Source organism: Bythopirellula polymerisocia (genome assembly GCF_007860015.1).
Classification (GTDB): Bacteria; Planctomycetota; Planctomycetia; order Pirellulales; family Lacipirellulaceae; genus Bythopirellula; species Bythopirellula polymerisocia.
Genome location: NZ_SJPS01000003.1, coordinates 333,822 through 348,638, shown reverse-complemented (window position 1 = coordinate 348,638; position 14,817 = coordinate 333,822). Strand labels below are relative to the sequence as shown.

Here is a 14,817-nt window from a genome sequence, read left to right as displayed (position 1 = left end):
TTTATTCTACTTGACTTGTCACTCGCAATCGCGATTCACACACGGAATGCTTTCGGAGGCCTCAGTTGATTCGCTCTCACTGGAAAGTTTGGTTGGCCCTCGCATTCATGCGATTGAGTCTAGCAGTCATCTTTTGGGGGCGAGGATACGACAGCTGCGATGCAGAAACAGTTGCTCTTTGGTTGTTCGACGAGCAGGTGGGAATGTATCCCAGTTGTGTGCTGGGTGATGCGGCGTCGGGCAACTTTCCGCTAGTCATTGGTGCCGGCGGGCAACTCGTGGAAGGAAGATTTGGCAACGCTCTAGAGCCCGTTGGACGACCACAAGTTTCATACCCTCCTCAATCGATTGTGACTGAGTCCGGAAAGCCAATTCATGAAACGCTAGAGTCCGCGTCGAAATCGTCTGCGAGAATGTCGTGGTTGAACGCCTATTTCGCCGCACTCATGACGCGCGGGGAACAGCACCTCAGACAAGAGGTCGAATTCGGCAGCCCAACGGCCAGCGGACTGAACTTAGGAGAGAGCGACTGGACCGTTGAATTCTGGTACCGCCCTGTACGACCACCGGAACGGTCGGGTGTGGTCTTCGAAATTGGGAAAGGACCTCGCCACAAGAACGATGCTATTACGCAGCTGAGTCTTCATGAGGACGGTCAAAGCTTCTCTCTGCTCAATGATCCTGCTGATCTGAAGTTGCGGATTCCTTCCAGCAGCACAGCTTTGGATGCAAGTGGCCCTGATTGGCATCACCTCGCGTTTGCCTATGACAAAAGCGAGGAACAATTGCGGCACTATGTAGACGGAGTACTCCAGCCACTGCCAGATAGATGCGAAATGAAGCCTCTTCCTATTGGCAAGGAGGATTATATGAGCGTTGGCCGTGACGGTCGGTGGCAGCATCGTTTACCAGGTCAGATTGACGAGTTGCGGTTTTCCGATACTCAGGATTACCATAGCAATTTTACTCCACCAGACAGCTTTTCCAGGTATTCTGCCGACTATTCTCCTCCTAGCCTCAGTTCGGGTCCACCTCTGTTGTTTGCTGAGGAAGTCCAACAGGACAGGCCTGTTGAGCTTGGTAGTCGGAAATATCTCTTCCTCGACGATTCTCTGTTAGCTACTCGGGAGAATATCGAATTTCGTGTTAATCCGCCGCGGTTGGACAAAGTCATTATGGAAAGTCGCGGCTTGTCAAACCATTTGGTCGTATTTGAAGATAGCGCTAGCGGCGACGGGCTAGTAAGGATCTATGGCCGTGGGCCGCTGAACAGCTTGGCCGTTTGGACTTCGGAGGATGGCGTCAATTTTACGGCTCCCGATTTGGGGCGCGAGTATCATGGAGCTCGCAACATCGTAGTCGAGGATCCTGTTGGGCTGGGAACGATCTTCGTTGATCCTAATGCACCTCCTGAGGAAAGAATCAAGTATATTAGTGGATACCGTGGCCGAGGACTTTACGTCTATTCCTCCCCGGACGGCTATCATTTCACTCGAAATGAGTCGAGTGCTTTGCCTTTCAGGGGCGCTTCGCAATCCATCGTATTTTACGACGAACAACGTCAGCGGTATGTCGGATATCATCGGAGTGATATGGCTCGCTTTGAGAGTGGTAAAACAGCCAGGACGTCGGTGATGACCGAGACAACGGATCTCATGCGTCCTTGGCCACTCAAACCTGTTTTACCTGATGAGCAAACAGCAATGAGTAAGACGAGGCGATTGGGGTGGAAAAATCCTTACTACACTGATAATGGCCCACTCACTCCGCCGGGGTTCGGAGTGGAATTCCCAACGGTGTTTGCACCAATAGAAAAATTCGACCCAGTTGGGACAGATATTTACGTACCTAAGTGCATCAAATACCCCTGGGCTGACGACACTTATCTAGCATTTCCTGTCATGTACTTTCATTACCATGAAGAAGACCCTCTTGCGCGGCAAGCATTAGGAACTCCTGAAGCAGACCGCGGATCAGGACCCTTGGAGACCCAGTTATCGGTTAGTCGAGATGGAATACGCTGGCAACGTTATCCCCGCCCTGCCTATATCGGGATCGGCCGTCATGCCGGGTTTGATCTAAAGAAGGCCTACATAGGACACGGCATGGTGCGACGCGGCGAAGAGATTTGGCAATACTATGTTGGTAGTGAGGAATACCACTCTCCCTGGAAGAAAAACCCGACGGCCCGAGAAGCAGTGTTTCGTGTTGTGCAGCGTTTCGACGGCTTCGTTTCTGCAGACACTCCCTACACTGGCGGCACAATGACGACTCGACCGCTTGTTTTTTCTGGTAATCGATTGGTAATTAATCTCGATACAGATGCAACTGGCTATGCTCAAGTAGGCCTACTTGACGAGCATGGAGCGCCGATTGAAGGCTTCGAATTAGACGAATGCATTTATTTGAACGGCGATTTCATCGACACGGAAGTTGAATGGCTCAAGGCTGGCAAAGACGTCTCGGCGCTGGCAGGGCGTACTATAAAAGTAGTCGTTCGTTCCCGGGGAACGAAACTTTATAGCATGCAATTCGTCGAACGAGAGCAGTGATGTTCATGTGGACATTGAAGCATGGGTTTCGCAAATGGAGCCTGCTCGGCTGGGCAGCGTTGATATGCTACCCGGCCCTCTGTTTAGGATTCGAATCGAATCGCCCCATTAGTTTTGCCCACGACGTTCGTCCTATTCTTTCTGAGCATTGCTATCATTGCCACGGGCCAGATGCGAATACGCGGGAAGCTGATTTGCGACTCGACTCGCAAGATGCTTTTCTAGATAGTGAAGAATCCGTGGGCATCGTGGTCGCAGGTAATCCGAATGAAAGCGAACTATTTCTCAGGATTGTCTCTACTGACGAGGACATGCAAATGCCTCCTGCGGAAGCCAACCGGCCTTTATCTGCCAAACAAATTGAAACGATTCGACGCTGGATTGATGAAGGTGCAGTCTGGCAACAACATTGGTCCTTTACTAAGCCTGAACGACCTCAATTGCGTACAAGCAGAGATGATGGTTGGTCTAAGAACGAGATTGATTGGTTCATTCTGCAGCGACTGCAACAAGAAGGCTTAACGCCTTCTCCAGAGGCCGACAAGCAGACGCTGATCCGCCGCGTTACGTTGGATCTGACCGGATTGCCACCGACTCCAGAAGAAGTCGATTGCTTTCTTGCAGACGATCGGCCCAACGCCTATGAGCTTCTGGTCGAGAGATTACTACACTCACCCCGCTATGGTGAACAGATGGCAGCTTCTTGGCTCGACGCTGCACGCTATGCCGACTCTTATGGATATCAAGACGACGGTGAAACAAGCATGTGGCGTTGGCGCGACTGGGTCATCGAGGCTTTTAATGACAACATGCCTTTCGACCAATTCACCATCGAACAGCTTGCAGGGGATCTGCTTCCCAACCCGACCTTCGAACAACGAATCGCTACCGGTTTCAATCGAAATCATCGGCACAATTCTGAGGGAGGAGCGATTCCCGAAGAATTTCGAGTCGAGTATGTTGTCGATCGGGTGAACACCACCTGTACGGTGTGGTTGGGACTCACCCTGGGATGCGCACGCTGCCACGATCACAAATACGACCCGATCACACAAAAAGAATTCTACCAGCTATTCGCATTCTTCAATAATGTGCCGGAAGATGGCAGAGCCCGCAAAGTGGGCAATACGCCGCCGTTGATGACAGCACCAACTCGCGCACAGCTCAACCGACAACAAGAACTTGAAATGCAACTTGAAGTGGCACAACTTCAATTGGAAGGCCTGGAGCCACAATTCCTGGCTGATTTCGACCAGTGGCAGCGAAACGCTGATGTCACAACTATCTCAGATCTACAGGGAGTGACGCACGATCTGGATATTTATTTCAAACTCGATGGAAATCTTGCCGAGTCGGTTAGTGGGGACAGTTTCGGTAACTTTAAAAATGGTGCCGCGACTTTTGTGACTGGACAGCTGGGGCAGGCTGCCTGGTTGGATGGAAAGAAGACGATCGTAGTTGGCGATGTCGGTAGTTTCAGTGATGACAATCGAGTTACGATTAGTGCCTGGATACGACCTAGCGACTGTAATGGGGCACTGCTTTCGAAGATGGAGAATCCGGATGACCCCCAGGAAGAGGGTTACAGTGTACTACTACGCGAAGGCAAGATTCGAGTCCATTTCACTTCGCAATGGTTCGATGACGCAATTCGTATTCAGACAGAAACGAGCGTTCCACTCGACCAATGGACGCACGTAGCGGTGACCTACGACGGCTTGAGTTTAGCGCAAGGCATCCGGGTATACTTCAATGGAAAACGGCAGCCGATTGACATCGAATTTGACTCCCTATTTCAAGGTTTTGGCAATCATGGACCGCTGAGACTGGGAACAGCCGGTGACCCCGAGAGTCAGTTTCAGGGAGCGATCGACGATGTAAGAATATACGGCGAACAGCTCTCCGACAGCGAACTAAAGCTCCTAGCCGTGAAAGAATCGGTCTCCGATATTCTACAGATACTCGAATCCGATCGTACGGAGAATCAAAAACACAAGCTCCGCACGTATTTCACAGACAGGGTTGCCTCCAAGGAATATCGGCAGGCTGCGGCGTTGGCAACCCGCTTGCGGCAAGAACTAGACGAACATCGTCGGGGTTTTCCAACCTTGATGATTATGGAGGATCTCGCAGAGAGAAAGCCGACATTTCTACTGAATCGCGGACAATACGATGCACCAGGGGAAGAAGTTGAGCCCGAAATACCGGCTGTATTCAACGGATTGGCAGAGGGACTGCCTCACAACCGCTTAGGGCTTGCACGCTGGCTTCTCGATCCCGACAACCCACTCACCGCCCGCGTCGCTGTGAATCGACTATGGCAAATGTCTTTTGATCTCGGATTGGTCAAAACGGTCGAAGATTTTGGCGTCCAGGGCGAAGGTCCTAGTCATCCAGACTTGCTCGATTGGCTTGCTACAGAACTTATGAATAACGGGTGGGATCTGCAAGCGATTCGCAGGTTGATTGTCACTAGTGCCACTTATCGACAACAGTCTCAAGCGACGCCGGAACTTGTGGCTGCCGATCCTGAGAATCGCTTGTTGGCACGCGGTCCTCGGTTCCGGCTGGCAGCTGAAGAGATTCGCGATGCGGCACTCTTTGCCAGCGGATTATTGGTCGAACAATTGGGAGGACCATCAGTAAAACCCTATCAACCACCGGATTTATGGGAAGAGATCGCCGATGACGAGTATGTTCAAGATAGCGGCGAGAAGCTTTACCGACGCAGTCTGTACCTGTTCTGGAAACGTACCGTCACGCATCCTCTCATGACGGCGCTCGATGCACCTAGCCGCGAGATTTGTACCGTTCGCGAAGAGCGTACAAACACTCCCATGCAGGCATTAGCCCTGTTAAACGAAGAAGGCCTGGTAGAAGCAGCGAGAGTCTTAGCCGAACGCGTCCTGACAGGTGGGCACGACTCCTCTGCTGACCGTTTGGAAAGCGCATTCCGTCTTGTCACTTCCCGCTATCCGAAGCCGCAGGAATTGTCTGTGATGCAACAATCCCTAGAAACACATCTCGCACATTTTACTAAGCATCCACAAGAGGCTAAGCAGTTGGCAGCGGTCGGAGAGCACTTACCAGCGACTCAATTGGACGCAGTAGAGGTAGCCGCGTATACCGCAGTTGCTAATATGCTGCTGAACCTAGACGAGGTCGTGACCCAACATTGACCGATTACCGGGTCACACACCTCGATTGCAATTCAACACGGCAAACCACAAGCCCTCAGTAAAGTCTCTTGAGTGGCTAGATCATGTGCGCTGTCAAAGTCCGCTTGTTTTTCACCGCGAATTATTGCGGCTAAATCTGCTAAGTCGGCTGTGTAACGGTTGTACTTGCCGAAGTTGATTTCTTGATATCCTTCGCGATACTCACCCCGCGGCTCTGATAGCGCGAGCTGAACTCGAGGTTCATCAAGCGGCTGTATGTGCAGCGTGCCTTCCGTGCCGCACACAACTAAGTGACGTCGATCCCCTCCGTCAACTTCCAATGCGGTCGAACGAATAGTTGCGGTCGCGCGAGGATAGCTGCAAACGGCCAGCATATTGTCAAGAAGTGTGTCGTTAATCCTGGCGGAATGGTGGCTGTAGGGCGTGACTTCCTCCGGCTTGCCCATGGTAAGCACTAAAAGATCGACCAGATGGCAACCGAGCTCAAACATTGTCCCACCAGGATTCTGGGCCCAGAGGCTGCGCTTAGGCGGATCGACGACCTTGCTCATGACTGCGTTGAACTCAAAAATCTCGCCGAGCCATCCTTTGGCTAGCAAGTCACGCAGCAACAGAATGGCTGGGTTGTAACGATACATGTAGCCGAGTTGCACAACAAGCTGTTGTCGATCCGCATTAGCGAGCAACTCTCGGAAACTCTCCAATGATGAACCTGGGGGTTTGTCCAAATGAATGTGTTTGCCAGCCGCTATGCATTGATGGGCTATGGGGAGTAGCTGCTCGACCATTGTTTCCACTGCCACTGCTTCGACATCGGGAGTATTCAGTAATTGCTCGGCTGTAATGAAAGGCAATCCTTGATACTCTTCCGACTTCTGTGCCTGAGCCCTTAAGTCGGGATCAGATTCCACAACTCCGACGACTTCCCAGTCAGGCGAACCGCGCAGAACTTGTATTTTTCCTGCGGCATGACTATGTCCGACTCCTATCTGTCCGACTTTTATCCGCCGAGGAGTAGTTGCTGCTGCCGTCGATGTAGATGAGCAGACTGCCGTCGTGGCAAGTGCTGCAAGGGGGAAACGCTGGAACAGAAACTCACGTCGCGATGAACTGTGTAGCATAAATGCCTCGCTCTTGATTTCCGAATCTGCTAATTGGTTGCTGGATTCTTTGAGTATTCCGCGACACTATTTTCTATTCGTCCCGTGCCGATTGCTTCGTGAAAGCATACAATCGGCTTCATCCTTGCAATCTACAGTGCCTCCGACAGCGGATGAATAGCCATGATACTTCGAATTCTAAGTGTGTGCTGGATCCTGTCTAGTCAATCGATCTCTCCTTTATCGTTGTGTTTCGCCGAAGCCAGCCCCCCAGTATTGCCGTCGCGAGGCATCTGCGCCCATCGCGGAGCAAGCGCGACACACCCCGAGAACACTATAGCGGCACTACGGGAAGCGGTTCGACTCGGAGCACACATGGTCGAGTTCGATCTGGCACTCACCAAAGATTTACAAATCGTACTGATGCACGATCCGACTGTTAACCGCACGACAAATGGCCACGGCGAAGTCGCTGATTTGACACTCTCCGAACTACGCACTCTTGACGCAGGGACGTGGAAATCACCCCACTTCCAGCACGAGCGAATTCCCACTTTCAAGGAAGCCCTGGATGTTTTGCCCGTCAACATTTGGATAAACGTTCACCTAAAAGGAGATGCGGAACTAGCCTCAAAGGCAGCACGTGAGATAGTCGAAGCAAGTCGCTTGCATCAAGCCGTGCTGGCCTGCGGGGCAGAAGGTGCCGCTTCAGCTCGAGAGATTGATCCGAATATCTTGATTTGCAATATGGATCGACAACTCACGAACAAGCAGTATGTAAGAGCAACGATTGACCAGAACGCTGCGTTCATTCAATTGTTAGCGATTCGACCTACAGAAGCTGGAACCATTGAGCAACTGAAACAGCACAACATTCGCATCAACTACTGTTGCACCGATGATGCTAAGACACTTCGCAAGCTTTTTGCAGAGGGGTTAGACTTTGTTCTGGTCGATCAACTCGACGCGATGTTGCAGGAGGTAGAGGCATTAGGCATCGAGCGTCAAGAGCCAATTTATAGTGGTGAGTAAACGCAGACGATTCTTCTTGGTCTTGGAACGTGTTTTGAAATTGCCTGAATTAGATTAAACATTGGTCCAAAATTCGACTTGGATCGACTTAATAAAAGTGTTCCGCGTAGGCATTGAGTTTAGGTGATCGAAAGCTAAGTGTCTTCACCCGGACTCCACACTTGGCACTGATCTCGTCGAACACTTTCCGATAGATGCATTTGTGATCTGGGGTCGCGAGATCGACCTCCAGGTTTTCCCTCGCGTCCAAGAGTTGTATCGTTGATGTGTAAAATGCGTGCATTAAATCTCTTCATGCTGATTGAATCTTTGGAGACCATTCATTGCAGCAGCCCAGGGCGCCGAAATAGACCTTGTAAGTGCCTTTTCATCGTTCCACTGGCGTGTGGCGTGCATATGAGATAGGGTAGGGGTTCCCAAACCCGAAAGGACCTAATGACTCAAGAACTCAAAGAAGTTGAATCCCTCGCAAAGCAGCACCTCGGAAGTTCTGCAAAACTCTTCCCTTACAAAACGAAAATGGGCAGCGACTCGGAAAATTGGTGGGCCTTGGCAGTCTCCGGTAAGATTATTGGCATGCGTCGTCAATTATCTGAAATCCAGAGACTGGTCGAACGGGGACCCATCAAAAAAGAGATGCTACCAGCCCCCCAAAGATCTGTCTCCGCAGCTCGAGCGAGCTTGCAGGAGGATTCAGTCCAGTTAGGTCTAAGCGGCTGACAACCCTGAGGCAGCCTAATGCGTTTCACAGTCATATATTCATCGCTGTCTCGCTGTCTATCTGCGTGCATCATGGCATCGCTTTGCTCACAAGTCATTGCGGCTGGCAATTTGGATGACAACAACCTCCGCAACGACTTAGTCTATGACTCCACAAGCGGCAACTTTCGATTGCAAATTCCCGATTTCGTAGGTACTGGCCCAGTAGTTCAGTTTAGCCTCAGCACCGATGAAACCTTTAATTTCGCCGACGGGTTCGTTATCCAGGGCCTGGATTGCGGGTTGATTCTCCCAGCAGTCGCATGTGGAACCGAACAAGCGATCACCTACGATGATCCTTCGAACCTGGGATTCGAAGGCGTGTTCGAGTTAGGTAGAATCCTGCCAGCAGGTTTTACTGGACCACAAGTGTAGAGCTTCTTGACGGAGGCGTCCTACAGGACGTCCGGCATATCAACACCGATTGACTTCGACATTCTCGTCGTTCCAGAACCATCCACACAGCTGGGGTTGCTGCTAATAGTGGTCTCGCTAATCGCAGTTGGACACTTATCTTCGCGGAGCTGCTTTGCTAAGAATGACTAAGTCACGTCTCTCCATTGGAGGCAAGGATGTCACTTCTAGATATCATTCAGGTCATCATTGAAGATAGTGAAGTGGCTACCAAACCTTCGGCTAAACAACTTTTCTAACTTGGCACACTCAGTAGATTTCAATCGACTCCCCACAGCCGTGGCACTGCATGCGGCGTTGCTGCTCAATGTAGTGCGTTTGCAGTTCACCCTCTCTACAGGCAGATTCAACCTCACGAGGCTCTCTAACTCAAGTTCGAAAATTATTGCAACCGTTTGAAGAAGATTGCAATTTTTCTCAAAGACGATCTTGTGCTGCAATCAAGGGGAAATTCGGTCGATATGCTTGTTTTCGAGGCTCATTCGCAAGCCGGAGGTTAGGGGTTCGAAACCCCTCGGCTCCACTGACTTTAAGTCGAACACCGTGGCGTTTTTACACACAATGCCACGGAAAGGGCTCCTAAAAGGTGCATCTGTTGGCCCTTGGTTCTCCCGATTTTTTTGGGGATCCTCCGGATAAAGCACTCGCCGGGCGGTCGCGAGTTGCGCAAAGCCAACCATCTTTGCTCGCTACTGTGCACCGGGGCAGGGGTATTGTCACGGTCATTTCGTAGAAAACTTTTTTTACAAAACAAAACTCCCTCTTGTTCTATTCGTCACGCTCGCTTCAACTCATTTGCAGGTCAGGATTTGTGTAGCATCCGACTCTCTGGGTTTATTTGAGTTTTGTAATACAAAACTACGTCTCTGCGTGACAAAAAGAAATCGCTTCGCGATATCGAAGGCCAGGCGCTCTACCGACGGATCTCTAGCCGAGTCGCTGCGCGCGAGGTGGCGACCTGAGCTAGAGAGAAACGGGTTCAATTATCAAACAACAGCGCAGCACGAACGTGGGCCACGGCAACTTGTGCACGGCCGAATCTAACAAATCGCGCGGCCAAAAGCTTGCGCAAAGTTACGAAAAACTGCCCCTCCCAATACCCTCCCCCGGGAGGGTCGGACGCGGTAGCGGCCGGGGAGGGGATTGGAGAAATTTCCGTATTGGGTTATGCCCCGACTGCCAGAGCAGAAAATACTCCCCGCATGCCCAGGATCCGGAGCCACCCCAATGCGATGAACCCAGCGCATGCTTTACTCGGATGAACTTTATTTGGCTGGGTAGATGGAGGCAAGCCAGGGGGCACTACCTCAATAGGGGAGGAATGCCCCAACGGTTCACACAAGGCCGATTTGGAACACTTCGCAGAACGATTTTGGGGAGTCAAAGCTACCTTATTAAGTTGCGCGGTCGATAAAACCGAGCAACTTAGCTCAATGCAGTTATCGCTAGAGGGCGTGAGCACCGCCGCGAGTTAAGTCTGTTGCCCAGCCGCGCATTTGATGCAACCGCTGTCACGATGTGATCCGATCAACTCGCAGAGGTCAAGATTACGAACCCAGACTTGGGTATGCAGATACCTCTAACAGGACGTGTCGAAATTAGGCACTCCTGCTGGTTTCATTGAACTTTTCACATCGGGAGTTCTGCATTTTCTTGTCTATAGTTAGAGCTAACCCTGTCCTCCTCCTAATCATAATTCAAGACGCAATTTGGCGATTCTCAAGACGTCGGACAACTCGGCGACACGACTGACATTCAAAAGGTCTGGTGCATCTCGATTCATGATCGGGACATCTGTCACTTCGAGCGATGCAATTCCATCGACGAATAGAGAAGCGTAAACTGCCCAAACTGCGGCTTCTCCGTTGGCAACGAGGTTGATCCTCTCCCCCTGAAACTCAGGCAGTTGCCGTAGCGATTCTAGCCCGCGACGGACGTCGTAAATCTGCATCGCGGCCTGGGTTTGGCCTAGTAGCATGAAACGCCGACGAATATGAATACGCTCGCGCTTTTGTCCCGTCCAGGCGGTAGGCCCGACTCCTCGAGGCACAATGAATACCGTCGAAGCCTCAGGTATTGTGTTTCCTTGCTCCGTGCGCGATTGGTCCGGCTCAGTATCCTGGAACTGCTTCGGGAAGAATCCCACAAACATCGCTGAATATCGACGCCAAGCGGCTTCATCCAAGACAATAACATTTACCTGAGCGTGATCTCCGCTTGAACCTTTTAGATAATACATCGACAGGCGATAAGGATCCTGGCTTGTATACTCAATCATTCGCGCGTCTGTGTTCGGACCCTTAGTCGCTGTTACCTTAGTATTCAAAGGGGCGGGGTGTTGTGGCCAGCCTCCGAAAGTGCGTTGTTTGAGCTCGTTAATCAGATTCTCGACATCGGCCTGGGAATCGGTTTTCACGTCACCTTGGCCAACATTCGATATAAAAGACTCTTGAATGGTGGTGACCATCTCATCTTTTGGCAATGTTTCAAATACTTTCAACTGAGGAAGATCGAAGGCTGGCTTCGCAGCCATCTCAATTAACGATTCATCCCCTTTCAGGAAACGGTTGAGCCAACGGAAGGCTCCGATTCTAATCTCCTGGGTGTCCTTGTGAGGTCCTTCCGTGATATAGAGCCCAAGCTTTTCTTTCGCACCATAAAGCGAATAGATTCTCTGCGCCTTCGAGTAGACATCGACAACGCCGTCGAGAGGGAAGATGCGGTCCTTATCACTATTCGCGATCAACAGAGGTCGCGGCGCAATCAGTGCGGCGACCATTGAAAAATCCCAGCGGTATGTGTTTACCATGTACATGCAGTCACAATGCCCTTCGACGCACCCATCGACGATGTGATTTTTCATGCTGGTGATACCGGCCACCGGTACGGCGACTTTGACGCGATCGTCGATCGCTGCGATCCAGCAGGTGTAGGCACCACCTCCGCTACGTCCAGTCACGCCAATCCTATCACCATCCACCTCGTCACGTGATTGCAAATAATCCAACGAGCGGATGCAATTCCATGCTTCAACTCCCGCCGGCGTATAGCCGCGGTTGTTCCACCACCACATCCCTTTGCGATACGTTCCGTGGTGAATACCCTCGATCTCACCTAATTGGATCGTATCAATAACCAAACAGACGTAACCGTTCCGGGCGAACCATAGGCCGTGGTGCTGGTAGCGAGTTTTGTTTCCTAGACTTACGCCATCAATCTTCGCCTTTGTGTGGCCACAAACATAAAGAATGGCCGGCAGCGGTCCCTGTTGTTGAGCCGGTCGATAGAGGTTAGCTGTAACGTACAAGCCGGGCATGGATTGGAAATGCAAACGTTCGACAAGAACACCCTCCGACTCAACAGTTCCCATCACCACCGGATCAAGCAATGTTTTGGTTGGCATCGGATCGAGTCCGAGCATTTCCAGTAACTGACGGCGGTATTCCGGTCGATGACTTGTCCATTCTTCCAAGGTGTCAATCTCGGCGAACGTCTTGACGGTCAGTTCCGATACTTGATTCCTAAAGTAATCGGCAAGCAACTTGTCGCCCGGAGATTTCGGAGGCGTGACGTATTGTGCTTCCGATCTAGCGTTCAGTGTCAAAATCAAGGCCAACGAAATTAAGAAAGTTCGCATATCGGTATTCATCAGAGGTAGTAGGTTACACCGGAATGACCACAAAGCAAATCTGTCCGGCGCGTTGTCGAACGACGTCTGAAAGTAATTGGGCCAGCGTTGACAGGATGTCATAGTCTGGCCTGGCGCCTCGAAGTCACCGTTTCATGAACCGTAGTCTAGGGGCTCTCGACAAGTGAGCTCCGATTCCTTACGCTCGCGGCCGGACGCTTATTTTCTCTGTATCATATCGTCGTGCGATCGGCCGCTGCAACCGTTACAATGTCTGTCGCAATGGATTTGAACGGGCTCCGAATTTTCTACAATAGACCTCCGTTCGTAGGAAACCCTCGCATTTTGAATACTGGAGGCAGCAGACCTACACGATGAATCACCTGACGCGAACATATACTAGTATTTTCCTTTTCGTGCTAATGCTTACGACAGCCGTTGGCCACGCAGCCGAGATAGAAAAGAAAAAGCAACGCCCGAAATCTCAGCCAAACCCGGCATTCGTGGAATTTAAGGATATCCCAAGCTTACCGCGTGTGTTGCTAATTGGTGATTCGATTTCGATTGGTTACACAATTCCGGTCCGCAAGCTCTTGGAGGGGAAGGCCAACGTACATCGGCCCCCCACGAACTGTGGCCCAACCACTCGTGGGATTGCTGAGATTGATGGATGGCTGGGTAAAGGTGAGTGGGATGTCATTCACTTCAACTGGGGTCTTCACGATCTGAAGTACATGGGGCCTGACGGTCAGAATCGCACTGATCCAAATGCCCCCGACAGTCGGCAACAAGTTCCTATTGACCAATATAAAACCAATCTTGAAAAGTTAGTAACCCGCTTAAAGCAGACCAAGGCCAAATTGATTTGGCGAACGACGACGCCTGTTCCCCCAGGCTCTCAAGGTCGTGTTCCTGGAGACGCGGCAAAATACAATGCAGTCGCAAAAAAGATTATGGACGAGCACAACATCGAAATCGACGATCAATATGCGTTCGCCATGCAGCGGCTTGAAGAATTACAGCGACCTGGAGATGTGCATTTCACACCAAAGGGATCGGAGGAACTTGCCAAGCAAGCCGTGACGAAAATTTCCAACGCGTTAGCAGAGTAAACTGTTACTTTGCAAGTTTCTCGAACGCAGGGCACTTGTAGTGTGAAGAATTCCCGCCTTGGTCGTCGTAGTCATTTCCAGCTCATTGCGAATTGGCTCCAGGCCTGCCGGCTAGGCCGTGAAGCCTTGATGTGGAAAAATGAATTAACTGTAGTTGAGTGGTTGAAAGCAATGTGAACAGTCGCAACCTGATGGAACTTTGGGCCACGTAAAAGTGTTCGGGCAGATTGATTTGCCACAATTCGCGGTTTGTCTTCGTGCTAGAAGTTGGAACAACCTCTGCGACTTTACGTACTCGCTAGCGCGCGGAGGTGAATCTGACCGTCGCCAGATTCGGTAGACGGCTGGGAGCGTCGGCGTGCCAAACCTCGGAACTTAGCTGGGGTTGCCGTAAGTAGCGGCGGTCGACAAAAAACCGTCAGCCCATGCCTGAGACAACGCGGCAGTTCTACTTCAAGAGGACAAGTGCCAGCTACATTTGAGAAGGGCTCATTGAGAGTGCTTCCGTGTTACAGTACGAATGAGCAGGTAGCCTCCAACACCGATTGCACCAATAACCCCCACGACAACTAAGATTGCAAGAGGAACAAACATTCGATTTCCCTTTCTAGCTGAGTCAAGTGAACCCTGGGGGATTGTATTCGGAAGAGAGAACGAAATCTTGGCATCAGCAGTGGATTTTTCCTTTTTTGGATGCGGAGTAACGAATTTGCTATCCAGCATACCCGCGCCAATCCGCCGCTAGAAATCCTTCCAGAATTGGCTTTTCCGATGGCCATGAATTGGGAAGGCTAACCCCACTTTCCTGTCACTGAATCTATTGAGAATAGACGTTTGTCCTGGAATATGGGTGACTAGTTAGCGAAATGATCGGCTCGCATTTCGGTCGAAAGACTTTTCAGACTTATCACTTCCAAGCGCGTTTGAATAATTTGGGAAGCGACTTTGCGAGCCGGAGGTGAGGGGTTCGAAGTCTCTAGGCTTCACTGGCTTTTTGTCGAAAGCTATGGCGTTCCTGTCATTTCAAGGAACTATCGCAGT

Annotated in this window: 8 protein-coding genes; 5 read left to right on the top strand and 3 right to left on the bottom strand. The window is 51.0% G+C overall.

The genetic code is table 11. The features are described from left to right. Nucleotides 1-65: 65 nt before the first annotated feature. Both Pla144_RS10915 and Pla144_RS10910 read left to right on the top strand, forming a co-directional pair. The gene (locus Pla144_RS10915) at nt 66-2,552 is read left to right on the top strand and encodes a LamG-like jellyroll fold domain-containing protein (RefSeq protein WP_146450705.1); all 2,487 of its coding nucleotides are present in this window, start codon (nt 66-68) and stop codon (nt 2,550-2,552) included. A 5-nt stretch (nt 2,553-2,557) separates the two neighbouring features. Next, on the top strand, nt 2,558-5,731 hold the full coding sequence (locus Pla144_RS10910; protein ID WP_146450704.1) for a DUF1553 domain-containing protein: 3,174 nt from the start codon (nt 2,558-2,560) through the stop codon (nt 5,729-5,731). 32 nt (nt 5,732-5,763) lie between these two features. Here Pla144_RS10910 and Pla144_RS10905 read toward each other — a convergent pair whose 3' ends face one another. Then, on the bottom strand, nt 5,764-6,852 hold the full coding sequence (locus tag Pla144_RS10905; protein WP_146450703.1) for a Gfo/Idh/MocA family protein: 1,089 nt from the start codon (nt 6,850-6,852) through the stop codon (nt 5,764-5,766). A gap of 162 nt (nt 6,853-7,014) precedes the next feature. On the opposite strand from Pla144_RS10905, the gene Pla144_RS10900 reads away from it, so the two are divergent. Continuing rightward, the gene (locus Pla144_RS10900) at nt 7,015-7,863 is read left to right on the top strand and encodes a glycerophosphodiester phosphodiesterase (RefSeq protein WP_146450702.1); all 849 of its coding nucleotides are present in this window, start codon (nt 7,015-7,017) and stop codon (nt 7,861-7,863) included. Nucleotides 7,864-7,951: 88 nt separating this feature from the next. On the opposite strand, the gene Pla144_RS10895 is transcribed toward Pla144_RS10900, so the two are convergent. Continuing rightward, nucleotides 7,952-8,146 (bottom strand): hypothetical protein, encoded by a 195-nt coding sequence (locus Pla144_RS10895; protein WP_146450701.1) that lies wholly within the window; start codon nt 8,144-8,146, stop codon nt 7,952-7,954. A 509-nt stretch (nt 8,147-8,655) separates the two neighbouring features. Here Pla144_RS10895 and Pla144_RS10890 point away from each other — a divergent pair. Then, nucleotides 8,656-8,997 carry a hypothetical protein gene (locus tag Pla144_RS10890; protein WP_146450700.1) on the top strand — a complete coding sequence of 114 codons (342 nt, stop codon included), beginning with the start codon at nt 8,656-8,658 and terminating at the stop codon, nt 8,995-8,997. Between the two features lie 1,729 nt (nt 8,998-10,726). Here the strand turns inward: Pla144_RS10890 and Pla144_RS10885 are convergent. Continuing rightward, nucleotides 10,727-12,673: an alpha/beta hydrolase family protein gene (locus tag Pla144_RS10885; protein WP_146450699.1), complete on the bottom strand. Its 1,947-nt coding sequence runs from the start codon at nt 12,671-12,673 to the stop codon at nt 10,727-10,729. Between the two features lie 365 nt (nt 12,674-13,038). On the opposite strand from Pla144_RS10885, the gene Pla144_RS10880 reads away from it, so the two are divergent. Further along, entirely contained in the window at nt 13,039-13,776 is a 738-nt protein-coding gene (locus tag Pla144_RS10880; protein ID WP_146450698.1) for an SGNH/GDSL hydrolase family protein, read from the top strand. Nucleotides 13,777-14,817: the final 1,041 nt, after the last annotated feature.

Bases quoted from the DNA above. Each gene is read 5' to 3' on its own strand.
- Pla144_RS10910 (WP_146450704.1), top strand. From the start codon at position 2,558: ATGTGGACATTGAAGCATGGGTTTCGCAAATGGAGCCTGCTCGGCTGG.
- Pla144_RS10905 (WP_146450703.1), bottom strand. From the start codon at position 6,852: ATGCTACACAGTTCATCGCGACGTGAGTTTCTGTTCCAGCGTTTCCCC.
- Pla144_RS10900 (WP_146450702.1), top strand. From the start codon at position 7,015: ATGATACTTCGAATTCTAAGTGTGTGCTGGATCCTGTCTAGTCAATCG.
- Pla144_RS10895 (WP_146450701.1), bottom strand. From the start codon at position 8,146: ATGCACGCATTTTACACATCAACGATACAACTCTTGGACGCGAGGGAA.
- Pla144_RS10890 (WP_146450700.1), top strand. From the start codon at position 8,656: ATGGCATCGCTTTGCTCACAAGTCATTGCGGCTGGCAATTTGGATGAC.
- Pla144_RS10885 (WP_146450699.1), bottom strand. From the start codon at position 12,673: ATGCGAACTTTCTTAATTTCGTTGGCCTTGATTTTGACACTGAACGCT.
- Pla144_RS10880 (WP_146450698.1), top strand. From the start codon at position 13,039: ATGAATCACCTGACGCGAACATATACTAGTATTTTCCTTTTCGTGCTA.